General features: G+C 67.4%; 24 protein-coding genes and 1 pseudogene. 14 read left to right on the top strand and 11 right to left on the bottom strand.

The window, feature by feature from the left end; all coding sequences use genetic code 11:
• Positions 1-109: 109 nt before the first annotated feature.
• On the bottom strand, positions 110-865 hold the full coding sequence (gloB, locus tag R2601_RS06235; protein ID WP_007795231.1) for a hydroxyacylglutathione hydrolase: 756 nt from the start codon (positions 863-865) through the stop codon (positions 110-112).
• 63 nt (positions 866-928) lie between these two features.
• On the opposite strand from gloB, the gene R2601_RS06230 reads away from it, so the two are divergent.
• The 7 genes from R2601_RS06230 to R2601_RS06200 all read left to right on the top strand — a co-directional run bounded on the left by R2601_RS06230 (position 929) and on the right by R2601_RS06200 (position 7,622).
• Complete coding sequence (locus R2601_RS06230; protein WP_007795228.1) at positions 929-1,678, top strand: methyltransferase domain-containing protein; 750 nt, start codon at positions 929-931, stop codon at positions 1,676-1,678.
• A 483-nt stretch (positions 1,679-2,161) separates the two neighbouring features.
• The gene (locus tag R2601_RS06225) at positions 2,162-2,728 is read left to right on the top strand and encodes a F0F1 ATP synthase subunit delta (RefSeq protein WP_110739996.1); all 567 of its coding nucleotides are present in this window, start codon (positions 2,162-2,164) and stop codon (positions 2,726-2,728) included.
• The gene (gene atpA, locus R2601_RS06220; RefSeq protein ID WP_007795223.1) at positions 2,729-4,267 is read left to right on the top strand and encodes a F0F1 ATP synthase subunit alpha; all 1,539 of its coding nucleotides are present in this window, start codon (positions 2,729-2,731) and stop codon (positions 4,265-4,267) included.
• Between the two features lie 21 nt (positions 4,268-4,288).
• On the top strand, positions 4,289-5,170 hold the full coding sequence (locus R2601_RS06215; protein WP_007795221.1) for a F0F1 ATP synthase subunit gamma: 882 nt from the start codon (positions 4,289-4,291) through the stop codon (positions 5,168-5,170).
• Between the two features lie 16 nt (positions 5,171-5,186).
• Positions 5,187-6,611, top strand: a complete 1,425-nt coding sequence (gene atpD, locus R2601_RS06210; RefSeq protein WP_007795218.1) for a F0F1 ATP synthase subunit beta — start codon at positions 5,187-5,189, stop codon at positions 6,609-6,611.
• Between the two features lie 48 nt (positions 6,612-6,659).
• Entirely contained in the window at positions 6,660-7,094 is a 435-nt protein-coding gene (locus tag R2601_RS06205; RefSeq protein ID WP_007795214.1) for a F0F1 ATP synthase subunit epsilon, read from the top strand.
• A 177-nt stretch (positions 7,095-7,271) separates the two neighbouring features.
• Entirely contained in the window at positions 7,272-7,622 is a 351-nt protein-coding gene (locus R2601_RS06200) for an H-type lectin domain-containing protein (protein ID WP_007795212.1), read from the top strand.
• Positions 7,623-7,783: 161 nt separating this feature from the next.
• Here the strand turns inward: R2601_RS06200 and R2601_RS06195 are convergent, their stop codons facing one another.
• The gene (locus R2601_RS06195; RefSeq protein WP_007795209.1) at positions 7,784-8,794 is read right to left on the bottom strand and encodes a ribose-phosphate pyrophosphokinase; all 1,011 of its coding nucleotides are present in this window, start codon (positions 8,792-8,794) and stop codon (positions 7,784-7,786) included.
• A gap of 101 nt (positions 8,795-8,895) precedes the next feature.
• Between R2601_RS06195 and R2601_RS06190 the strand changes: the two genes are divergently transcribed.
• A complete protein-coding gene (locus tag R2601_RS06190) occupies positions 8,896-9,495 on the top strand; it encodes a 2-hydroxychromene-2-carboxylate isomerase (protein ID WP_007795206.1) in 600 nt (199 codons plus the stop codon).
• Positions 9,496-9,527: 32 nt separating this feature from the next.
• Here R2601_RS06190 and R2601_RS26940 read toward each other — a convergent pair whose 3' ends face one another.
• From R2601_RS26940 to R2601_RS06155, 8 genes are all read right to left on the bottom strand, one after another.
• On the bottom strand, positions 9,528-9,674 hold the full coding sequence (locus tag R2601_RS26940) for a hypothetical protein (RefSeq protein WP_007795203.1): 147 nt from the start codon (positions 9,672-9,674) through the stop codon (positions 9,528-9,530).
• 90 nt (positions 9,675-9,764) lie between these two features.
• Positions 9,765-10,274, bottom strand: coding sequence for a methylated-DNA--[protein]-cysteine S-methyltransferase (locus R2601_RS06185; RefSeq protein ID WP_007795202.1), 510 nt, complete (start codon positions 10,272-10,274; stop codon positions 9,765-9,767).
• Positions 10,271-10,831, bottom strand: coding sequence for a bifunctional transcriptional activator/DNA repair enzyme AdaA (locus tag R2601_RS06180; protein ID WP_007795199.1), 561 nt, complete (start codon positions 10,829-10,831; stop codon positions 10,271-10,273). The genes R2601_RS06185 and R2601_RS06180 overlap by 4 nt, the downstream gene beginning before the upstream one ends.
• 75 nt (positions 10,832-10,906) lie before the next feature.
• Complete coding sequence (gene plsY / locus R2601_RS06175; protein WP_007795196.1) at positions 10,907-11,524, bottom strand: glycerol-3-phosphate 1-O-acyltransferase PlsY; 618 nt, start codon at positions 11,522-11,524, stop codon at positions 10,907-10,909.
• Positions 11,524-12,807 (bottom strand): dihydroorotase, encoded by a 1,284-nt coding sequence (gene pyrC, locus R2601_RS06170; protein ID WP_007795193.1) that lies wholly within the window; start codon positions 12,805-12,807, stop codon positions 11,524-11,526. The genes plsY and pyrC overlap by 1 nt, the downstream gene beginning before the upstream one ends.
• Positions 12,808-12,894: 87 nt before the next feature.
• Complete coding sequence (locus R2601_RS06165) at positions 12,895-13,299, bottom strand: hypothetical protein (protein ID WP_007795190.1); 405 nt, start codon at positions 13,297-13,299, stop codon at positions 12,895-12,897.
• Positions 13,296-13,844, bottom strand: coding sequence for a hypothetical protein (locus R2601_RS06160; RefSeq protein WP_007795185.1), 549 nt, complete (start codon positions 13,842-13,844; stop codon positions 13,296-13,298). Before R2601_RS06160 ends, R2601_RS06165 begins: the two co-directional genes overlap by 4 nt.
• Positions 13,841-14,791: an aspartate carbamoyltransferase catalytic subunit gene (locus R2601_RS06155; protein ID WP_007795182.1), complete on the bottom strand. Its 951-nt coding sequence runs from the start codon at positions 14,789-14,791 to the stop codon at positions 13,841-13,843. Before R2601_RS06155 ends, R2601_RS06160 begins: the two co-directional genes overlap by 4 nt.
• A gap of 220 nt (positions 14,792-15,011) precedes the next feature.
• Here R2601_RS06155 and R2601_RS06150 point away from each other — a divergent pair, with 220 nt between their 5' ends.
• The 5 genes from R2601_RS06150 to R2601_RS06130 all read left to right on the top strand — a co-directional run bounded on the left by R2601_RS06150 (position 15,012) and on the right by R2601_RS06130 (position 21,885).
• Positions 15,012-15,806 carry a uracil-DNA glycosylase gene (locus R2601_RS06150; RefSeq protein WP_007795179.1) on the top strand — a complete coding sequence of 265 codons (795 nt, stop codon included), beginning with the start codon at positions 15,012-15,014 and terminating at the stop codon, positions 15,804-15,806.
• Positions 15,803-16,366: a hypothetical protein gene (locus tag R2601_RS06145; RefSeq protein ID WP_110739995.1), complete on the top strand. Its 564-nt coding sequence runs from the start codon at positions 15,803-15,805 to the stop codon at positions 16,364-16,366. The genes R2601_RS06150 and R2601_RS06145 overlap by 4 nt, the downstream gene beginning before the upstream one ends.
• Positions 16,367-16,386: 20 nt before the next feature.
• Entirely contained in the window at positions 16,387-16,929 is a 543-nt protein-coding gene (moaB, locus tag R2601_RS06140) for a molybdenum cofactor biosynthesis protein B (protein ID WP_007795174.1), read from the top strand.
• A 99-nt stretch (positions 16,930-17,028) separates the two neighbouring features.
• The gene (locus R2601_RS06135) at positions 17,029-18,492 is read left to right on the top strand and encodes an efflux RND transporter periplasmic adaptor subunit (RefSeq protein WP_007795171.1); all 1,464 of its coding nucleotides are present in this window, start codon (positions 17,029-17,031) and stop codon (positions 18,490-18,492) included.
• Positions 18,493-18,495: 3 nt separating this feature from the next.
• On the top strand, positions 18,496-21,885 hold the full coding sequence (locus R2601_RS06130; RefSeq protein ID WP_007795167.1) for an efflux RND transporter permease subunit: 3,390 nt from the start codon (positions 18,496-18,498) through the stop codon (positions 21,883-21,885).
• 44 nt (positions 21,886-21,929) lie between these two features.
• Here the strand turns inward: R2601_RS06130 and R2601_RS06125 are convergent, their stop codons facing one another.
• Entirely contained in the window at positions 21,930-22,727 is a 798-nt protein-coding gene (locus tag R2601_RS06125) for a protein-disulfide reductase DsbD domain-containing protein (protein WP_040544406.1), read from the bottom strand.
• 149 nt (positions 22,728-22,876) lie between these two features.
• Between R2601_RS06125 and R2601_RS25790 the strand changes: the two are divergent.
• Positions 22,877-23,349, top strand: a pseudogene (locus tag R2601_RS25790) (YqgE/AlgH family protein); the annotation flags it as partial.

The raw sequence follows: 23,349 nt of genomic DNA, 5'->3' as shown, positions 1-23,349 counted from the left end.
CTTCTACAGTTTAAAGTTTGGTCGATACCGACCACGCTTCAAGAGAATTCTCGACCCGCAGCGCTCACAATTGAAGTGATCCCTGCAATGCGGCGTGAAAAGCGGCGGGTCAGAAACTGTCCTTTCGGGCCCGAACCTCGGCGAAAACCGCCGCGTCGGGTGCGTCATTCATGCCCAGTCGATCGCGGATCTCGGGGGATGCGGGACGCAGGAAAGGGTTCGTGGCCAGTTCCTCGGACAGCTTGCAGGTGGCAGTGGCGCGCCCCTCTGTCCGGGCTTTGGCAATGGCGTCAGATCTCAATTTAAGCGCCTCGTTGCCGGGTTCAATAGTCAAGGCGAAGCGGGCGTTCGCGCTTGTGTACTCGTGACCCGAGCAAACCAGGGTTTCGGGCGGTAGCGCAATCAGTTTCGACAGGCTCTCCCACATCATGTCGGGCGTGCCCTCGAAGATACGGCCGCAGCCAAGCGCCATCAGGCTGTCGGCGGTGAACACGGCCTGTGCGTCGGGGAAATGGAAGGCGACATGGCCCAGCGTGTGGCCGGGCACGAAGATCACCTCGACCGGGGTGCCGGCGACCTGCAGCGTGTCGCCCCCGTCGACCGCGGTGTCGAGCGGCGGGAGCTTGGCCTCCTCGGCCTTGGGTCCGACGACGGTGCAGCCGTATCTCTCGCGCAGTTCGGCGACGCCGCCGACATGGTCATGGTGGTGATGGGTGATGAGCAGCGTATCGAGCTCCCAGCCGCGGCTTTCGAGCGCCTCGATGATCGGACCCGCCTCGGGGGCGTCGATCAGACAGACGCCATCGGGCGCCTTCACCAGATAGGCGTAATTGTCGCTGAGGCAGGGAACGGTGACGATCTCCATGGTCTTTCCTTATCGGCTTTGCCAGAGTGGCCCCCAACTTGGAGGATCAACGAGAGCGCCGCAATGCACCTTGATGTGCATAATCTGAGGGACTTCTATTACCGCAGCGCGCTGGGGCGTGCAGCGCAACGGGCCGTGCGCGATCAGGTGCAGCGCTATTGGCCCACGGGCAAGGGCCATACCATGGTGGGCTACGGCTTTGCCGTGCCCCTGCTGCGTCCCTACCTGCCCGATGCCCGCCGGGTGATCGGGCTCATGCCCGGCCCGCAGGGCGTGCTGCCCTGGCCGCAGGGGCAGCTCAATGTCACCGTGCTCTGCGAAGAGACGCTCTGGCCGCTCGAGACCGGCCATGTCGACCGGCTGGTGATGATGCACGGGCTCGAGACCTCCGACAGCCCGTCCGAGCTGCTCGACGAATGCTACCGGGTGCTGGGGCCGGGTGGCGAGGCGCTTTTCATCGTGCCCAACCGCTCGGGTCTCTGGGCGCGCTCGGATGCCACGCCTTTCGGCTACGGCCGTCCCTACTCTCTGAGCCAGCTCGACAGCCAGCTCAAGCGCCACGACTTCATCCGGCAGAGCCATGTCTCGGTGCTGTACCAGCCGCCGTCGAGCCGGCGCTTCTGGATGCGCACCGGCCCGGCGTGGGAGCGCATCGGCCGGGCGATTCCGGCTCTGGTGGCCGGAGGGGTGCTGATCGTGCGGGCGTCGAAGCGCTACCCTCCGAAGCGCACCGGGCTGGGCGACAAGGTGCGGGTGCCGAACCCGCTCGACGTGCTGACACCGTCTCCGAAGAAGGAGCCGAAGGCGATCTGACCTGGGCTGAGCCAGAGGGGCAGTGGCCCGACCCGGGCGAAGAATCGGTCACCGGGACGTGACTCGCTCCGTCTTGACCGTGTCGCCGGTTGCGATAACACCGTCCGCCTGAGGAACGCCGAAGCTCCGACTTTTGTCGGTCGCGACAGGTGGTTGCGCTGCAGCGCGGCAACGGTTTTTCCGCGTTTGCGCTATCGCTTCCAGCAGCTTCGAAGTTTGAAGGAGCGACCCTCCGGCACGACCGGATTAATGAAAAATCCACTGTTTCCAAAAGCCTGCCGTGTTCTCGCCTCACGAAAATGCGCAAGTACTTGGAAAAAGGCGGGTTCCAGTCCGTCCCAAAGCCGCCTAAGCATGTTGCGAGGGCGGGGAGGCTCTGCTACATCCGCGCTGATTTCGACGCCACGGGACCTCCCGGGGCAGGGACAACGCCTCCGGACACCGGGAGACACCCGTGTGTCGCGGGGGCCTCATATCGGAAGGGTGGACGTGTCAGAACCAGCTTCGATCTCCAGCGGCATCGCGGCACGCTATGCCACGGCGATCTTCGACATCGCCAAAGAGAACAACTCCGTCGGAAAGCTCGAGAGCGATACCGACGACCTCGCTCAAGCGCTGGCTGACAGCCCCGACCTGCGCGACATGATCTCCTCGCCGGTCTATCCGCGCCAGGCACAGAAGGACGGCATCCTTGCCGTGTCTTCGAAGATGGGCCTCGACAAGGCACTGCACAACGCGCTTGGCCTGATGGCCGAAAAGCGCCGCCTGTTCGTGCTGCCCCACCTGGTGGCGCAGCTGCGCGAGATGATCGCTGTCGAGAAGGGTGAAGTGACTGCCGAGGTGACCTCGGCGACCGCACTCAGCGATGCGCAGGCCAGCAAGCTGGCCGAGACACTGAAAAGCAGCGTCGGCAAGGACGTGAAGATCAAGTCGACCGTTGATGAATCCCTCATCGGTGGTCTCGTCGTTAAGGTGGGCTCGAAGATGATCGACACGTCGGTCCGTGCCAAGCTCAACTCCCTCCAGAATGCAATGAAAGAGGTCGGATAAATGGGTATCCAAGCAGCCGAGATTTCTGCGATCCTAAAGGACCAGATCAAGAACTTCGGTCAGGAGGCCGAAGTCGCCGAAGTGGGTCGCGTGCTCTCCGTCGGCGACGGTATTGCCCGCGTGCACGGCCTCGACTCCGTGAAGGCCGGCGAAATGGTCGAGTTCCCGGGCGGCATCATGGGGATGGCGCTGAACCTCGAGCGCGACAACGTCGGTATCGTGATCTTCGGCTCCGACCGCGACATCAAGGAAGGTGACGTCGTCAAGCGCACCAACTCGATCGTGGACGTGCCCGCGGGCCCCGGCCTGCTTGGCCGCGTGGTCGACGCGCTCGGCAACCCGATCGACGGCAAGGGCCCGATCGAGGCCGCGGAGCGCCGCGTCGCCGACGTGAAGGCACCGGGCATCATCCCGCGTAAATCGGTGCACGAGCCGATGGCAACCGGCCTCAAGTCGGTCGACGCGATGATCCCGATCGGCCGTGGCCAGCGTGAGCTGATCATTGGCGACCGTCAGACCGGCAAGACCGCCATCGCTCTCGACGCGATCCTGAACCAGAAATCCTACAACGACGCCGCCGGCGACGACGACAGCAAGAAGCTGTACTGCGTCTACGTGGCCGTCGGCCAGAAGCGCTCGACCGTGGCGCAGCTGGTGAAGCGCCTCGAAGCCTCCGGCGCCATCGACTACTCCATCGTCGTGGCCGCCACCGCGTCCGACCCGGCGCCGATGCAGTTCCTCGCGCCCTACGCCGCGACCGCGATGGCCGAGCACTTCCGCGACAACGGCAAGCACGCGCTGATCATCTACGATGACCTGTCCAAGCAGGCCGTGTCCTACCGCCAGATGTCGCTGCTGCTGCGCCGTCCGCCGGGCCGCGAAGCCTACCCGGGCGACGTGTTCTACCTTCACTCGCGCCTGCTCGAGCGTTCGGCCAAGCTGAACGAGGATCACGGTGCCGGTTCGCTGACCGCGCTGCCGATCATCGAGACCCAGGGCGGCGACGTGTCGGCCTTCATCCCGACCAACGTGATCTCGATCACCGACGGCCAGATCTTCCTCGAGACCGAGCTGTTCTTCCAGGGCATCCGCCCCGCCGTGAACACCGGTCTGTCGGTGTCGCGCGTCGGCTCCTCGGCCCAGACCAAGGCGATGTCCTCGGTTGCCGGCCCGGTGAAGCTGTCGCTGGCCCAGTATCGTGAAATGGCGGCCTTCGCCCAGTTCGGCTCGGACCTCGACGCCGCGACTCAGAAGCTGCTGAACCGCGGTGCGCGTCTGACCGAGCTGATGAAGCAGCCGCAGTATTCGCCGCTCACCAACGCCGAGATCGTGTGCATCATCTTCGCCGGCACCAACGGCTACCTGGACGATGTCCCGGTCCGTGAAGTGGGCAAGTTCGAATCCGCCCTGCTGTCCTTCCTGCGCGGCCAGCGCAAGGACATCCTCGAGTGGATCGAGAGCGAAGACCCGAAGATCAAGGGTGAACCCGCTGACAAGCTGAAGGCTGCGCTCGACGAATTCGCCGCGACCTACGCCTGAGCGCCCTGAAAGGACAGGATTATGCCTAGCCTCAAGGACCTCAAGACCAGGATCTCCTCGGTCAAGTCGACCCGGAAGATCACCAAGGCCATGCAGATGGTGGCCGCCGCGAAACTGCGGCGGGCACAGGACGCGGCCGAGATGGCACGCCCGTATTCCGAGCGCTTCAATGCGGTGCTCGGATCGCTGGCGGCGTCGGTGGGCGGCAGCCCGACCGCGCCGAAGCTGCTGTCCGGCACCGGCAAGGACGACGTGCATATGCTCGTCGTGATGACCGCCGAGCGCGGCCTTTGCGGGGGCTTCAACAGCTCCATCGTGAAGGCGGCGCGGACCGCGATCGCCAAGCTGAAGGCCGAGGGCAAGACGGTGAAGATCCTCACCGTCGGGAAGAAGGGCCGTGAACAGCTTTCCCGTGAGCACGGGTCGCTGTTCGTGGGTCACGTGGACCTCAGCGAGGTCAAGAAGATCGGCTATGCGGATGCGCAGTCGATCGCCAAGGACTTGCTCAACCGTTTCGACGAGGGCGAGTTCGACGTGGCGACCATCTTCTATGCGAAGTTCGAGACCGTGATTTCGCAGGTCCCGACCGCCCAGCAGATCATCCCGGCCCAGTTCGACGCGGCCGAAGGTGACGACGCCGGTGCGTCCCCGCTCTATGAATACGAGCCCGGCGAGGAAGCCATCCTTGCCGATCTCCTTCCCCGGGGTGTCTCTACCCAGATCTTCTCGGCTCTGCTGGAGAACGCCGCCTCGGAACAGGGGGCTCGGATGAGCGCCATGGACAACGCCACGCGCAACGCGGGCGAGATGATCGACAAGCTGACCATCGAGTACAACCGCTCGCGTCAGGCGGTCATCACCAACGAACTGATCGAAATCATCTCGGGCGCCGAGGCGCTCTAAGAACCGGAGACGATAAATGGCAAACGCAAAAGGCAAAGTGACCCAGGTCATCGGCGCCGTGGTCGACGTGCAGTTCGACGACCACCTGCCCGAGATCCTGAACGCGCTGACCACCACCAACGACGGCAAGACCCTGGTTCTTGAAGTTGCACAGCACCTCGGTGAGAGCACCGTCCGCACCATCGCGATGGACTCGACCGAAGGTCTGGTCCGGGGCCAGGAAGTGGTCGACACCGACAAGCCGATCTCGGTCCCGGTGGGCAACGCCACCCTGGGCCGCATCCTCAACGTCGTGGGCGAGCCCGTCGACGAGCAGGGCCCGGTCGAGGCGGAAGAGTACCGCGCGATCCACCAGCCCGCTCCCGAGTTCGACGAGCAGGCGACCGACACCGAGATCCTCGTGACCGGCATCAAGGTCATCGACCTTCTCGCGCCCTACTCCAAGGGCGGCAAGATCGGCCTGTTCGGCGGCGCCGGCGTGGGCAAGACCGTTCTCATCATGGAACTGATCAACAACATCGCAAAGGTGCACTCGGGCTTCTCCGTGTTCGCCGGTGTTGGCGAGCGGACCCGTGAGGGCAACGACCTCTACCACGAGATGATCGAATCCAACGTCATCAAGCCCGACAACCTGTCGGACTCGCAGGTGGCTCTGGTCTACGGCCAGATGAACGAACCGCCGGGCGCCCGTGCCCGCGTCGCGCTGACCGGCCTGACCCTGGCCGAGCAGTTCCGTGACCAGTCCGGCACCGACGTTCTGTTCTTCGTCGACAACATCTTCCGCTTCACGCAGGCCGGTTCCGAGGTGTCCGCACTTCTCGGCCGTATCCCGTCCGCCGTGGGGTACCAGCCGACGCTGGCCACCGACATGGGCGCGATGCAGGAGCGGATTACCTCGACCAAGAACGGCTCGATCACCTCGATCCAGGCCGTCTACGTTCCCGCGGACGACCTCACCGACCCGGCGCCCGCCACGACCTTCGCCCACCTCGATGCGACCACGGTTCTCAACCGTGCGATCTCGGAGCTCGGCATCTACCCGGCCGTGGACCCGCTCGACTCGAACAGCCGGATCCTCGACCCGCAGGTCGTGGGCCAGGAGCATTACGATGTGGCGCGCGAAGTGCAGGGCATCCTGCAGCGCTACAAGTCGCTTCAGGACATCATCGCGATCCTCGGCATGGACGAACTGTCGGAAGAGGACAAGCTGACCGTTCAGCGTGCCCGGAAGATCCAGCGCTTCCTGTCGCAGCCGTTCGACGTGGCGAAGGTCTTCACCGGCTCCGACGGTGTGCAGGTTCCGCTCGAGGACACCATCTCCTCCTTCAAGGCAGTGGTGAACGGCGAGTACGACCACTTCCCCGAGGCAGCCTTCTACATGGTCGGCGGCATCGAGGAAGTGAAGGCCAAGGCCGAGAAGCTGGCCGCGGAAGCTGCCTGATGACTGCCGGGGGGCCTTTGTGCCCCCCATTACCAACCGGAGGCCCTAATGGCTGATACGATGCAATTCGATCTGGTGAGCCCCGAGCGGAGCCTTCTGTCGACTCAGGCCAAGACCGTGTCGATTCCGGGCACCGACGGTGACATGACGGCAGGCCCCGGCCACGCCGCGGTGATCACCACGCTGCGCCCCGGCATCCTCAAGGTCGAGACCGAGACGGGCACCGAGGAATTCGTGGTCACCGGTGGTTTCGCCGAGATCGGCACCACCATGAGCGTGCTTGCCGAGCGTGCCGTTCCCTACGCCGACATGACGCAGGAGACCTATGAGGATCTCGTGCGTGAGGCGCAGGCCTACTACAAGAAGGTCGTCGAAGAGACCGAGAACGAGCCGGGCCCGGTCGACGACGCGGCCAAGCTTCTGCAGGACATGGTTGCCGTCGGTGGTCACATCGGCCTCGACCCGAAGCAGCCGAACTTCTGACGCAGGCCACATCGCAAGACAGAACGGAAACCCCGCCCTTGGCGGGGTTTCTTGCGTTTGGGCGGGGCGCAACAAACGTGACGCCAATGCGCAACGCTGCGCTTTGTGGTTGATTTCAGGCCCTTTCCAACCCGCGAAACTTGGCGGATGATGCCGACGGGGACGAATGAGGACAGAATGCGTCGACTGAATGCCAGCCTGATCGGCATCGATCAGGGCAATGTGGAAGTGTTTTCCGAGTTCGCCAATGGCGGCGACATGTGGACCGGCCGCGGTGCGCGCGAGCGTCGCAAGGAGATCCGCTTCTCGGAACCGTTCCGGGCCCCTCCCACGGTCCAGGTGTCGCTGTCCTTGTGGGACATGGATCAGGGCGCCAATGTCCGCGCCGATCTGCTGGCGGAGAACATCACCGAGACCGGGTTCGAACTGGTGTTCCGGACCTGGTCCGACACGCGGGTCGCGCGGGTGCGCATGTCGTGGCTGGCGATCGGCGAGGTCACCAGCGAGGATGACTGGCAGCTCTACTGAGGAAGGGCGCCCGACGTCGTGAGGCGCCGTAGCGCCGGACTGTGTCTTGCCCCCCGGCAAGAAAAAGGGGGCGCTGCCCCCTCTTGGCCTGCGGCCAATTCACCCCCGAGGTATTTTCGAACCAGAGAAGGGCGGGGGTGCGCCCTTCTCCGGATCTGGTCTCAAAGGATGCCTTCGTAGATCGGGCCGAGCGTGTCGGTCTCGAACAGCGAGGACACCGAGGTGCCGTTCCAGATGTTGAGGATCGCCTGGGCGAACATCGGGGCGGTCGGCACCACGCGGATGTTCGGCGCGGCGGCAACGGCGTCGGTGGCGGCGATCGAGTCGGTGATCACCAGCGACTTCATCACCGAGTTGGTCACGCGCTCGACCGCGGGGCCGGAGAGCACGCCGTGGGTGATGTAGGCATGCACCTCGGTTGCGCCGTGGTTCATCAGGATCTCGGCCGCCTTGCACAGCGTACCGGCAGTGTCGCAGATGTCATCGACGATGATGCACTTCTTGCCGGTGACGTCACCGATCACGGTCATCTCGGCGATCTCGCCGGGCTTCTCGCGACGCTTGTCGACGATCGAGAGCGGGGCGTTGATGCGCTTGGCCAGCTCGCGGGCGCGGGCCACGCCGCCGACGTCGGGCGACACAACCATCACGTCCTCGAGCTCGCCCTCGAAATGCTTCATGATGTCGAGCGCGAAGACCGGCGAGGCGTAGAGGTTGTCCACGGGGATGTCGAAGAAGCCCTGGATCTGGGTGGCGTGCAGATCCATGGTCAGCACCCGCTCGATGCCGGCCTCGGCGATCATGTTGGCCACCAGCTTGGCGGTGATCGGGGTCCGGGCCTTGGTGCGGCGATCCTGGCGGGCATAGCCGAAATAGGGGATCACGGCGGTGATGCGAGCGGCCGAGGAGCGGCGCAGCGCGTCGGCCATGATCAGCAGCTCCATCAGGTTGTCGTTCGCCGGGCGGGAGGTCGACTGCAGGATGAACATGTCCTCGCCGCGGACGTTCTCGTAGACCTCGACGAAGATCTCCTGGTCGTTGAAGCGCTCGACGCGCGCATCGACGAGCCCTACGGACATGCCGCGATAGAGGGACATCCGGCGGGCGATGGCAGTGGCCAGCGGTTTGTTGGCATTGCCCGCGATAAGCTTGGGCTCGATGACGGTGGGCATGGGAGGCGGCTCCGGCAGCAGAATGACAGATTCGTGACGTTGCCGGTCGCTTAGCATGCAGGTAGCGTGGCGCAAAGACGCACTCCGTAACGAGGGACGACATGGCGCATCTGGATTACTATTTTACCGTTCTTTCCCCTTATGCCTACCTGGCCGGGAACCGGTTGGAAGAGATTGTTGCGCGCCACGGCGTCAGCGTGACCTACAAGCCGCTCGACATCATGGCCCTGTTCCCGCGCACCGGCGGCGCCGCGCCGAAGGACCGGCACCCGTCGCGCCTCGCCTACAGGGCGCAGGAACTGCCGCGGCAGGCGAAGAAGGCCGGGATGGAGCTGAACTTCAAGCCGGCGCATTGGCCGACCAACCAGGCCCCGGCTTCCTATGCGATCATCGCGGCGCAGAAGGCGGGCGGCGGCGATCTTGGCGGGCTGGTGCAGTCGATCCTGCGCGCGGTCTGGGTCGAGGACAAGGACATCGCCGAGGATGCGGTGGTGCAGGAGTGCCTGACAGCGGCGGGCTTCGATCCGTCGCTGACCTTCAGCGGCATGCTGACCGGGGCGGAGATCTATGCGGCCAATCTCGAGGACGCGGTCAATGCGGGGGTTTTCGGCGCGCCGTTCTACGTGCTCGACGACGGTGCGATGTTCTGGGGGCAGGATCGGCTCGAGGATCTCGACCTGCATCTCTCGGGCAAGCTCTGAACGCTCGCCTCTGATTGCTTGCGTGGGAGTGGTCAGGCCTGCTTGTTCAGGCCGACCGACGGCGTGACCGGCTTCTCGGCCACGGGGAGCCGTCCGAACCACCAGATCGCCACGCCGTTCAGGGCAAACAGTCCTGCGACACAGGCTGCCATGAGAAGAATGGTGACGATCGCGCTCATCGGGGGTGGCTCCTTTTGCTTTGTAAGCCAATCCCGTGTCGTAGAGAAAGTTCCCTGCCGGCTCTAGCCTGAGAGGGGCTCGGGGGCGAATCAGAACAGCGAAAGTTGCCGCCCGGCCACACCGGCGATGGTGGCCTCGTGCTGCAGCAGCCAGGTCTTGGTATCGAGCCCGCCACCAAACCCGGTGAGCGCGCCGCTTTTCCCGATAACCCGATGACATGGAAGGATAATTGGAAGCGGGTTCGCACCATTCGCGGCGCCCACCGCGCGGCTTGCGCCAGGGCTGCCGAGGGTCCGGGCGATCTCGCCGTAGCTGCGGGTTTCGGCATAGGGAATGGCGGTGAGCAGAGCCCAAATTTTCTTTTGAAACTCCGTACCATGGATGTCGAGCGGAACGCTGAATGCGCGAAGATCTCCGCAAAAATACGCGTCAAGCTGGTGGCGCACCGCGTCGAACGCGGTGGGATCGGGCTGCCAGTCCTCCTGTGGCGCAACGGCCTTGTGGCCCGAGGGGAAGCTCAGCAGACGTAGCGCCTTGCCGTCGCCCGCCAGGAGCAGCGGTCCGACGGGGCTGTCATGGTGGCAGTAGCGCAAGCTCATGGGGCGGGCTTTCGCAGCGAGGAGGGCGGGCGCCCGTAGAGCGCCGAGACCGCGGCGTTGAAGCGGCGCAAGCTGCCGAAGCCCGCGCGGGAGGCGATCTCGGTCATCGGCAGGTCGCTGTCGTTCAGCAGCCGCTTGGCGTGCTGCACGCGCCGGGTCTGGGCCACCTGCAGGGGCGAGGCGCCGACCTGCTCGGCGAAAAGCCGGGCAAGGTGGCGCGGGCCGATGCCGAGCCGGGCAGCGAGCTCCGTCACGGTGCCGGTGTCGAGGGCGCCGTCCTCGATCAGCCGCAGGGCGCGGGCGACGGTGGTGCGGGTGCCGTTCCACGCCGGCGAGAACGGCGCTGTCTCGGGGCGGCAGCGCAGGCAGGGACGATAGCCGGAGCGCTCGGCGCTGGCGGCGCTGGGGAAGAAGGAGACGTTCTTGGTCAGCGGCGGGCGCACCGGGCAGACCGGGCGACAATAGATGCCGGTGGTGCGCACGGCGGTGAAGAACGCGCCGTCATAGGCGGGGTCGCGGCGCAGCCTTGCGGCGTTGCATGTGTCGAAATCCAGCATGGGCCAAGCATAGCGCGATGGCCGGCCCGGAGCGAGCCTGCGCCGGCAATGAGGTCCGGAAACGGCGAGTGCGATTCAGCCGGTCTTCTTCTTGCCGATGCGCGGCTCGGTGCCGGTGCGCAGGCGGGCGATGTTGCTGCGGTGGCGCCAGAAGATCACGATGGTCAGCGCCACGGTCAGCGCGGTCAGCTCGTATTCGCGCATCAGGACCATCCACGCGGTCGACATCAGCGCCGCGACCAGCGCGCCGACGCTGGAAATGCTCGACAGCGCCGCCGCCGCGAGCCAGGTGGCGCAGCACATCAGGCCCACCGGCCAGCTCAGCGCCAGCATCAGGCCGAGGAATGTGGCAACCCCCTTGCCGCCCTTGAAGCGCAGCCAGACCGGGTAGCAATGGCCAAGGAAGGCGGCAAGACCGGCGAGCTGCGTCGCGTCCTCTCCGGCAAGCCAGCGGGCCAGAAGCACCGCCACGGCACCCTTGCCGCCATCAAGCAGCAGCGTGCCCGCGGCGGCGGCCTTGTTGCCGGTGCGCAGCACGTTGGTGGCGCCGATATTGCCCGAGCCGATGCTGCGCAGGTCGCCGAGCTTCATGGCGCGGGTGAGCAGCATGCCGAACGGGATCGAGCCGAGCAGGTAGCCGATGACGGCCCAGAGCAGCAGCGGGAACGGGTCGGTGGTGAGGTCGGGCAGCATCAGGCGCTCCGGTAGACGGCGGTTCCGGCGACGAAGGTCGCGAGGACCTTACCCTGAAGCCGGGCGCCATCAAACGGTGTATTCTTCGACTTCGACTGCAGCTTGAAGCGGTCGAGCACGAAGGGCTTGTCGGCGTCGAACAGCACCAGATCGGCTGGCGCGCCCTTGGCCATGCGGCCCGAGGCGAGGCCAAGCCGCTTGGCCGGGTTGAGCGACAGCGCGCGGAACAGCGTCGGCAGCTCGAGCTCGCCGGAATGGTAGAGCCGAAGCAGCACCGGCAGCATGGTCTCGAGCCCGACCGCGCCCGACGCCGCCTCCTCGAAGGGCAGGCGCTTGGACTCTTCGTCCTGCGGCGTGTGGAAGCTGCCGATGATGTCGATCAGCCCCGAGCGCACCGCCTCGACCGTGGCCTGCCGGTCCTCCTCGGAGCGCAACGGCGGCTTGACCTTGAAGAAGGTGCGGTAGTCGGAGACGTCGAGCTCGTTGAGCGTCAGGTGGTGCATCGAGGTGCCGGCGGTGACGTCGAAGCCGTTCCTCTTGGCGCGCTCCAGCGCCGGAAGGGCGCGGGCGGTGGTGATCTGGTCGGCGTGGTAGCGCACGCCGGTCATCTCGACGAGCGCGATGTCGCGGTCGAGCCCCATGCGCTCGGCCATGGACGAGACCGCGGGCAGGCCGCGCAGCGAGGCGAACTTGCCGGAGGTGGCGGCGCCGCCCTTCGACAGGCCGGGTTCCTGCGGGTGGCAGATCACCAATGCGCCGAGCGAGCGGGCATAGGTCAGGGCGCGCGACAGCACCTTGGTGTCGGTGGCCACGTGGTCGCAATCGGTGAAGGCCACGGCGCCGGCATCGAGCAGGAAACCGAGCTCGGTCATCTCGCGCCCGGCCCGGCCCTTGGTCAGCGCCGCCATGGGCAGCACATTGACCGGGGCGTCGTCTTCGGCGCGGTCGCGGATGAACTCGAGCACCTCGGGGGTGTCGATCGCCGGGCCAGTGTCGGGGCGGGTGACGATCGTGGTGACGCCACCGGCCGCTGCCGCGAGCCCGGCGGTCTTGTAGCTTTCCTTGTGCCGGTCGCCCGGTTCGCCGACCTTGACGCCGATATCGACGATGCCCGGCGCGAGGAAGGCGCCGCCCGCGTCGATGCGGTCGGCATCGGCGACCTGCGGGTCGGGCTGGTCGAAGATCTCGGCGATGAAGCCGTCGCGCAGCAGCACGGCGCCGTCGGTGACGGTATCGGCGGCCGGGTCGATCAGGCGGGCATTGGTGAGGAGCGTTGCGGTCATGCGATGCGGTTCCCGGTCAGTCTCTGCGGTTGGCGGCGTCTGCCCGCGCAGGGGTGGAGTAGTGCAAGAGCGGCGAAAGGGAAAGGGTCATACGGTCTCCGCGCGGGGCCGTGCGGCCTCGATCCGCGCCACTACCGCCGCCGGCTCGGGCTGGAACTTGATCAGGTGCTTGTCGCCCGTTCGGGTGATGAGCTGCACGGCCGAGCCGATCCTGCGGACCTTGGAAAGATCGGCAAGCGCCACGTGGCGCTGCGCCGGGCCGTGCAGGGCGTCGCCGGTCATCTCCCAGACGTGCCCCAGTTCTTCGGACATCAGGTACCAGCCCCGCGCCGCCACCGCGGCCAGCGCGCCGGTCCAGACATGCGGCGTGCCGGTGAGCCAGAGCAGGATCATCGCGGCGGGCATGGCGAGCACCGCCAGCGTCACGTGGCTTTGTACATAGGTGGCGCGATCGGGCGCGAAGCGGGCCGCGGGGGCGCCGCCGCCGGTCATGTCAGCCCCAGAGCGAGCCAGCCGAGCACCAGCGCCGCCAGCACGCCGAGCCCGATCATCGCGAGCCGCGGCATCCGTCCCGCTGCCGGTGCCGTGCCGGCGGTGTCTCCGGCGGGGCGGCTGCGCGCGGCCTTGCTGCGGGGCGTGGGGCCGCGGCCGCGGGCGGCCTCTTCGCGGAAGGTGCCGACCCAGCGCAGCGGGCTGGCCACGGTCAGATCCTGCGTGACATGGTCGAAGGCCTGGTTGGGCAGCACGACCACGTGGCCTTTCAGCGCGTCGATGCGCGGGCGCATCTCGCGGAAATCGGCCCCCGCGAGCTGGTAGGCCTCGGCGAGATAGGCCGACAGGCTCATGTCGCCGAGATCGCGGATCGCCACCACGTCGACGAAGGCAGGGCGCAGGCGCTCGGCCCCGAGCCCGTATTGCAGGGGGTACTCGCCGGTGCCGGCCTGCGTGGTGTAGCGCTCGATCGCCTCTGGCGGCAGGTCGAGATGGAAGAGGCGCACGGTCCCGGTTTCGGAACCGTTGATCTGCATCTTCGTCATGCGGAGAGTTCCGTGGGCCGGGCGCGGAGATTGCGCGCCAGAAGGTCCATCGCCGCCATGCGCACCGCGACGCCCATCTCGACCTGCTCCTGGATCACCGAGCGGTTGATGTCGTCGGCGATGGTGCCGTCGATCTCGACGCCGCGGTTCATCGGGCCCGGGTGCATGACGATGGCGTCGGGCTTGGCATGGGAGAGCTTGTCGGCGTCGAGCCCCCAGCGGTGGTAGTATTCGCGTTCGGAGGGGATGAAGCCGCCATCCATGCGCTCCTTCTGCAGCCGCAGCATCATCACCACGTCGACATCCTCGAGCCCCTTGCGCATGTCGTCGTAGATCTCGACGCCGAACTCGGACATGCCGGCGGGGATCAGGGTCGAGGGTCCGACGAGGCGGACGCGGTTTTCCATCTTCTGCAGCAGCAGGATGTTGGAGCGCGCCACGCGGGAATGGGCGATGTCGCCGCAGATCGCGATGTTGAGCCGGTGCAGGCGGCCCTTGGCGCGGCGGATGGTGAGCGCGTCGAGCAGCGCCTGGGTCGGGTGCTCATGGCGGCCGTCGCCGGCGTTGAGCACGGCGCAGTTGACCTTCTGGGCCAGCAGATCGACGGCGCCGGAATGCGGGTGGCGCACCACCAGCAGGTCGGGATGCATGGCGTTCAGCGTCAGCGCGGTGTCGATCAGGGTCTCGCCCTTCTTGATCGAGCTGGCCTGCATCGCCATGTTCATCACGTCCGCGCCGAGGCGCTGGCCGGCGATCTCGAAGCTGGCCTGCGTGCGGGTGGAGTTCTCGAAGAACATGTTGATCTGGGTCAGGCCGGAGAGCACGTTGGAGTGCTTCTCGCGCCGCCGCGACAGGGTCACGTACTGTTCGGCGAGGTCGAGCAACGTGGTGATTTCGTCGGGGCGCAGGGGCTCGATGCCCAGAAGGTGACGCTGGTCGAAACGCATGGCGAAGCTCCGTGAAAGATTGCCTGCGTGTATAAGAACCGTGAGGGGGCGCGACAAGTGGCAGCCCCGCATCCCGGGCACACTCCCGCCCACCCACCCCGTGCGCCCGGGATGCGGGACGGCGGTGCGCCTCGTGGCGGAGGCCGGATCGTGAGTATTTGAAACATGGAGAAGACGGCAGGGATTTCCGTCGTCGCGCGCTGGCTCTAAGATCGCCCGCATGGATTCGGGACTGGACTGGCATTACGCCCGCGCGGCGCTGGAGTGGCAGCTTGAGCTGGGCGCCGACGAGGCGATCGGCGACACGGCGGTCGACCGCTTTGCCGCGGAGATCGAGCTGCAGGCGGCTCGGGAAGCCGCCGCCGTGGCGCAGGCTCCGGCCAGGGGCGGCGCGATGCCGCCACCGAAGATCGACGAGGGGCCGGACCCGGTGGCCGTGGCGCAGCAGGCCGCGGCGGCGGCGGCCACGCTCGACGATCTGCGCGAGGCGATGGCGGCGTTCGAGCATTGCGAGCTCAGGCGCGGTGCCCGCAACCTCGTGTTCAGCGACGGCGTGGCGCAGGCGCGGGTGATGATCGTGGGCGAAGCGCCCGGGCGCGACGAGGACCTGCAGGGCAAGCCCTTCGTGGGCCGGGCCGGGCAGTTGCTCGACCGCATGCTCGGGGCCATCGGCCTGTCGCGGGCGGAGAACGTCTATATCACCAACGTGCTGCCCTGGCGCCCGCCGCAGAACCGCGACCCCAAGCCCGACGAGATCGCCATGCTGACGCCGTTCCTGGCCCGGCACATCGCGCTGGTCGCGCCAGAGGTGCTGGTGGTGATGGGCAACATCTCCTGCGATGCACTTCTTGGCCGGCGCGGCATCACCCGGCTGCGCGGCAAATGGGCCGAGGCGCAGGGCCTGCCGGCGCTGCCGATGTTCCATCCCGCCTACCTGCTGCGCCAGCCGCAGATGAAGCGCGAGGCCTGGGCCGACCTGCTGGAGCTCAAGGCAAAGCTCCGGGCCGGAGCGTGAGCCGGCTTTGCGCCGTGTGTCTTGCGGTGGCGCTTGCGTCCGGCCCGGCCCTTGCCGAGGCGCCGGGCTTCACCATCGACTACGACCGGCTCTTCGCGCGCGAGGCTGACGCGGTGCAGCGCCCGTCGCCGGGGACGGAATATCTGGAGTTGCCGGGGCCGGTGATCGTCGAGCGGCGCGGGGCGCGGGTGCGCGCCACCGACCAGAGCGGCTGGGGCCCGGCAGGCTGCGCCCTCGGGCGACTGGTGACGGCCGCGGCGGCGGTGCTGAGCTGCCCGGACCTGTTCTCGGAACGGCAGCGCGACCGGGTGGCGGGGCAGCTCCTGCGCGGGGTGGCATTCTTTGCCGCCAACACGGTTCCGGCGATGGATCAGGCGCAGGCCCGCCGCGCGATGCAGGCGGCGTTGGCGCGCGAACGCTCCAAGCTCGCGCTCTCGTGTGCTGCCCGCGACGCCGCGCCGCTGGCATTTGCCGCGCATATAGCCGAGGATCCGTCCCTGCGGCGCTTCGGCAAGATCTTCGAGATGCCGCGCCTGCCCGTGACCGCCCCTTGCCACTGAGAAGTCTTCGGAAGCCCGGAATGTCCCGTATCGACGAAACCAAGCAATTCATCCCCGTCCGCATCGCCGTGCTCACCGTCAGCGACAGCCGCTCGCTTGCCGAGGACCGCTCCGGCGACACGCTGGTGCAGCGGCTGACCGAGGCCGGGCACGACCTGGCGGCGCGGGCGATCTGTACCGACGACCGCGACAAGATCGCCGCGCAGCTGCGCGCCTGGGTCGCCGACGGCGAGATCGACGTGATCCTGTCGACCGGCGGCACCGGGCTCACCGGGCGCGACGTGACCGTCGAGGCGCATCGCGATGTCTATGAGAAGGAGATCGAGGCCTTCGGGACGGTCTTCACCATCGTGTCGATGAAGAAGATCGGCACCAGCGCGGTGCAGAGCCGCGCCACCGGTGGCGTGGCGGGCGGCACCTATCTCTTTGCGCTGCCCGGCAGCACCGGCGCCTGCAAGGATGCCTGGGATGAGATCCTCGCCTTCCAGCTCGATTACCGGCATCGGCCCTGCAATTTTGTCGAGATTTTTCCTCGTCTCGACGAACATCAGCGACGGAAGTGATCATCTGGCGCGTATGAATACGGTGGCGCGCGGCTGCGACCGCACACATATGATATCCTGAAAGGGTCTTCAGAACCCGACACAACGGGAAGTTACGGCATGCGTTTCCTTCGTCAGAGCCTCGTCGGGCTCTTTCTGCTCTCTCTCACGCTCGGCCTCCTGGTCTATGCCGGGGCGCTGGTGCGTGATGCGGTCGAGGCGCGGCTGAACGACGAACCGCGCGTGCCAGAGGCGCGCGAGCGGGTGTTCGCGGTCAACGTCACACCGGCGCGCTTCGAGACGGTGACGCCGGTTCTGACCGCCTTTGGCGAGGTCCAGAGCCGCCGCACGCTGGAGCTGCGCAGCGCCATCGAGGGCACGCTGATCGATCTGGCCCCGGATTTCGTCGAAGGCGGCCGTGTCGAGGCGGGCGAGGTGCTGGCGCGCATCGATCCGGCCGACATGGAAGCCGAGCTGGCGCGCACCGAGAGCGCCGTGGTCGATGCCGAGGCCGAGCTGCGCGAGGCGCGCCGGGCGGTGGCGCTCGAGCAGGATGCGCTGACGGCGGCCCGGGAGCAGGCAGCGCTGCGGCAACGCGCCTTCGAGCGCCAGACCGATCTCGCGGCGCGCGACGTGGGCACAGCCGCGGCGGTCGAAGAGGCGGAACTCACAGCCTCGTCGGCGCGGCAGGCGGTGGTCACGGCGCGGCAGTCTCTGGCGCTGGCCGAGGCGCGGGTGGATCAGGCGCAAACCAGCCTGACCCGTGCACGGATCGCCCGGGACGACGCCCAACGCCGGGTCGACGAGACCGAGATCCGCGCCGAGTTCGCGGCCCAGCTCAGCGACGTGGCGGTGGTGGCCGGGCGGCGGGTCTCGGCCAACGAGCAGCTCGCGGTGATGATCGACCCCGACGCGCTCGAGGTCGCCTTCCGGGTCTCGACCCTGCAATATGCGCGGCTGCTGGACGACAGCGGACGGCTGCGGCGGGTGCCGGTGACGGCACGGCTGGAGCTCTACGGCGGCAATCTCGTGGCCACGGGCACGCTCTCGCGCGAGGGCGCGGCGGTGGGCGAGGGCCAGACCGGCCGGGTGCTCTATGCCACGCTGGATCAGGCGGCGGGGTTCAAGCCCGGTGATTTCGTCACTGTCGACGTGACCGAGCCGGCGCTCGAGCGGGTGGCGCGGCTGCCTGCAACGGCACTCGACCCGGCGGGCGCGGTGCTGGTGGTCGGAGAAGACGAGCGGCTCGAGAGCGTGCAGGTCACGCTGGTGCGGCGTCAGGGGGACGACGTGCTCCTGCGCGGCGAGGCGCTCGAGGGGCGCGACGTGGTGATGCAGCGCACGCCGCTTCTGGGCGCCGGCATCAAGGTCCGGCCGTTGCGCGGCGCCGCGGCACCCGAAGCGCCGCCGTCGCAGGCCGAGATGCTCGAGCTGACCGATGATCGGCGGGCGCGCCTCATGGCCTTTGTCGAGGGGGCGAACGGCATGCCGGACGGTGACAAGGAGCGCATCCTTGCCCAGCTGTCGCAGGACCGGGTTCCGGCGCAGGTGGTGCAGCGCATCGAAGCCCGGATGGGAGGCTGACCGATGCGCCAGATCCCCGGACAGGCCAGCGGCATCCTCAGTTATTTCACCCGCCACCCGACCGTCGCGAACCTGCTTCTGGTGATCCTCGTGGCTGCCGGGCTGCTTGCCGGTCCGAACATGCGGGCGCAGTTCTTTCCCGATGTGATCGACGACGATGTCACGGTGAACGTGAGCTGGGACGGAGCCGGGGCCGAGGATGTGGATTCCGGCATCGTGCAGTTGCTCGAGCCGACGCTGCTGGCAGTCGAGGGGGTGGTCGACACCACCAGCCTGTCGCGTGAGGGCAGCGCCCGGATCGACCTCGAGTTCGAGCCGGGCTACGACATGATGAAGGCGGTAGACGATGTCGAGACCGCCATCGACACGGTCACCGACCTGCCCGAAGATGCCGACGACCCGACGATCCGCAGCGGCGGCTGGCGCGACCGGGTGACCGACGTGGTGATCACCGGGCCGGTGGCGGTCGATCAACTCGGCCGCTTTGCCGACGAGTTCGTGATCCGCCTCTTTGCCGAGGGCGTCACCCGCACCACGATCCGCGGCGTCGCCGCGCCGCAGGTTATCGTCGAGGTGCCGTCCCGGAATCTCATCGGTCATGACGTGACCATGCAGGAGATCTCGGACGCTATTGCCGGCGAGGTCAACGCCAACCCGGCCGGTGACGTGAGCGGTGCCAATGCCCGCGTGCGCACCGGGGTCGAGACACGCAGCGCCGAGGCCATCGAGGCGATCGTGCTGCGCTCGGAGGCCGATGGCACCAAGCTCACCGTGGGCGACGTGGCGCACGTGCGGCGCGAGGGGATCGACCGGGCGCGGACCTATTTCGTCGGCGACAACCCGGCGATCTCGGTGCGGGTCGACCGCTCGGCGCAGGGCGATGCTATCGAGATCCAGCGCCAGGTCGAAGAGGTCGCGCGCGCGTTCCAGGCCTCGCTGCCCGAGGGCACGCGGGTCGACCTGATCCGCACCCGCGCCGAGGCGATCTCCGGGCGGCTCAACATCCTGCTCGACAACGGCGCCATGGGGCTGGTGCTGGTGGTGGTGCTGCTGTTCCTGTTCCTGAACGCGCGCATCGCGATCTGGGTGGCGGCGGGCATTCCCACCGCCATGCTGGCAGCGCTGGCGCTGATGTATGCCTCGGGCCTGACGATCAACATGATCTCGCTCTTCGCGCTGATCATCACGCTGGGCATCGTGGTCGACGACGCCATCGTGGTGGGCGAGCACGCCGATCACATGTCGCGGCACGGGCTGGGCCCGGTGCAGGCGGCCGAGACCGCGGCGCAGCGCATGGCGCTGCCGGTGTTCTCCTCGACGCTCACCACGATCATCGCCTTCTTCGGCCTGACCGCGATTGGCGGGCGCTTCGGCGACATGATCCAGGACATTCCCTTCACCGTCATCATGGTGCTGATCGCCTCGTTGGTGGAGTGCTTCCTGATCCTGCCCAACCACATGGCCCATGCCATCGCCTCGGCCAAGAAGGAGCACTGGTACGACCTGCCCTCGCGGCTGGTGAACCGCGGCTTCCGCTGGGTGCGCGAGCGGCTGTTCCGGCCGCTCATGGCGGGGGTGATCCGGGGGCGCTACGTGGTGCTGGCGCTCGCGGTGCTGGCCTTCGCCTCGCAGGCGGCGCTGTTCATCCGAGGCGACGTGCAGTGGCGCTTCTTCAACTCGCCCGAGCAGCCCTCGGTCACCGGCAACTACGCCATGGCGCCCGGCGCCACGCGCGAGGACACGCTGGCCCAGATGCGTCTGCTGCAACAAAGCGCCGAGGCGCTGGGACGGGAGTACGAGGAGCGCTACGGGCTCGACCCGATCGACTACATGATCGCCGAGATCGGCGGCAGCGCCGGGCGCGGCCTTGCCGGAACCGAAAGCAAGGACGAGGATCAGCTCGGGGCGATCTCGATCGAGCTGATCGACGCCGACCTGCGCCCCTATTCCAGCTTTGCCTTCGTGGGCGAGCTGCAGGAGCGGGTCGAGCGACACCCGCTGCTCGAGGTGGTCAGCTTCCGCGGCTGGCGCTCGGGCCCTGGCGGCGATGCGCTCGACGTGCAGTTCTTCGGCGCCGACTCCGACACGCTCAAGGGGGCCTCTCTGGACCTGCAGGAGGAGCTTCTGCGCTTCCCCGAGGTCTCGGCGGTCGAGGACAACCTGTCCTACGACATGGACGAGCTGGTGCTCGAACTGACGCCGCAAGGCAAGGCGCTCGGTTTCACCATCGACGCGCTGGGCCGGGTGCTGCGAAACCGCGTGGCCGGTATCGAGGCGGCGACCTATCCCGACGGTCCGCGCAGCGCCGCGATCCGGGTCGAACTGCCTGAGGGCGAGCAGACCGCGGATTTCCTCGAGCGGATGCAGATGCGCACCCCCGACGGGGCCTACGTGCCGCTGGCCGATATCGTCAGCGTCTCGCGCACCACGGGTTTCTCCACGGTCCGGCGCGAGAACGGATTGCGGGTGATCTCGGTCACAGGCGATATCTCCGAGGACGATCCGGCGCGCGCCACCGAGGTAATGCAGGCGCTCGAGCAGGAGATCCTGCCCGAGATCGCCGCCACCCGGCAGGTGGAATGGCGGCTTGCGGGGCTCTCCGAGCAGGAAGACGCTTTCCTTTCCGACGCCTTGACCGGGCTGGTGCTGGTGTTGCTGGGGATCTACCTCGTGCTGTCATGGGTTTTTGCCAGCTGGACACGACCGCTGGTGGTTATGTCGATCATTCCCTTCGGGCTGGTCGGAACGATCTACGGCCACGCCGCGTGGGATGTGCCTCTGTCGATGTTCACGGTGGTCGGCCTGCTGGGCATGACCGGCATCATCATCAACGACTCCATCGTGCTGGTGACGCAGATCGACGAATACGCGCCCGACCGCGGCATCCTTCAGGCCATCATCGATGGCGCCGCCGACCGTCTGCGTCCGGTGTTCCTGACCACCGCCACCACCGTGCTCGGCCTTGCGCCTCTGCTCTACGAGCGCTCGGCCGACGCGCAGTTCCTCAAGCCCACGGTGATCACGCTGTGCTACGGGCTGGGCTTCGGCATGGTGCTGGTGCTGCTGGTGGTGCCGGCTCTGATCGCCGTGCAACACGATATCGCGCGCCATGTCGCCGCCTTCCGTCGCGGCCTGCGCTTCCGCCACGCGCGGGTGCGCGCCCTGATGCTGATGGCGTTCGCGGGTGTTCTGGGCTGGCTTGTCGCCACCATGGGTTATGTCGCGGTCAACGGGGCGCTCTGGAGGCCACTGGCGCTGCCGGCGCTGGAGATGCTCTCACCGATGATGGCGGGGTTCCTGCTCTTCGCGGGCGGTGTCGGCGCGGCGGTGCTTGTGATCTGGGCCATCGCCGCGCTGGCCTTCGCGCTCAGCCGGCGCTCCGGGTCGGCCTGAGGCCGGGCGCGCAAGGCGTCAGCCGCGGACCGGCGCGCGGCGTCTCAGCTGTCGCAGCCCTGGATATCGACCGCGTGGCTCTTGCCCAGCACGGTGATGCGCAGGCGCGAGCGGTCGAGCATGAAGGGCTTGCCGTCCATGTGCATGAGCTTGGTCTCGGTGACCAGCGTGCCGCCCTCGCGATGGGTCTCTGGCTCGGCGGCCCAGACCGTCGGCTGACCGCTCTCGACCACCGCCTCTTCGCGACCGCCCGCACCGGGCATGTCGATCTCGGCGCGCAGCTTGAGGCCGCGCTTGGCGGGGCTGACGGTGCAGCGCACCCCGCGGACCGAGGCCTCGGCCTCGGAGAAGGGCGCCGAGGCCATTGCGGCGGCGATGCGGGGGTCGGGCTTGCCACCCGCAGGCAGCGTGGCGTCGATCTTGAGCGTGTGCGGCAGGCAGATGTCCTTGCACAGGCCAAGCTGCATCTCGGTTTTCAGCGCGATCTGGCCGTCGCCGCGCGGCGTGATGCGCAGCGGCAGCACGAGCTCGTCCTTGTAGCCGACCGAGCGCATGCCGGATTGCCAGAACACGTGCGGGGTCGGCCAGAGCACATCGATCCGCCCGGCATTCTCGGAGCCGGCCCAGTCGAAGGACGGCGGGATGCCGGCATCGCCCGGGGCGCGCCAGTAGGTCTTCCAGCCCGGCGCAAGCGCAAGATGCAGTGCCGCCACGTGGTCGCCATTGGCCAGCCGCCAACCGGGCAGCAACTGTGCCTCAACCGGCTCCTGCGCGAGGGCAGGGGCGGTGGGCAGGGCGAGGGCCAGACAGGTGGCAAGGGCTGAGGTCAGGCGGCGCAACATGCTAAATCACATGGCGAGTCCGGACTGAAATGCCAAGTCACATTGAGTCGAGCCTACCGTGTCCGTTTCGATCTGTTGCACCTCCTCCCTTGCCTCGCGCGGGGGCGGGGGCCATGTTGAGTGCAGACACTGCACGGAAAGCCCCTCTCATGGACAGCGCCTCTGAGCCGACCGATCTCACCGGTAAGATCCTCATCGCCATGCCTGGCATGGGGGATCCGCGCTTCGAGCATTCGGTGATCTATCTCTGCGCCCATTCCGAGGAAGGGGCGATGGGGCTGATCGTGAACAAGCCCTCGGCGGATGTGAGCATGGCGGCGCTGCTCGAACAGCTCTCGATCACCCCCTCGCCGGGGCTCGGGCCGCGCCAGGTGCATTTCGGCGGCCCGGTGGAGATGGGGCGCGGCTTCGTGCTGCACTCGCCCGACTACATGTCCGGGCTGACCACGCTGCAGGTCAATGACGGCTTCTCGATGACCGGCACGCTGGACGTGCTCGAGACCATCGCGAGGGGCGACGGACCGGCCACTGGATGGCGATGCTGGGCTATGCTGGCTGGGGGCCGGGGCAGCTCGAGGAGGAGCTGGCAGCGAATGGCTGGCTGGTCTGCGATGCCACGCCC

The organism is Salipiger bermudensis HTCC2601, assembly GCF_000153725.1.
GTDB classification, from domain to species: domain Bacteria; phylum Pseudomonadota; class Alphaproteobacteria; order Rhodobacterales; family Rhodobacteraceae; genus Salipiger; species Salipiger bermudensis.
Note: the sequence above shows the minus strand (reverse complement) of the source record. Positions and strands in the feature narration are given on the sequence as shown.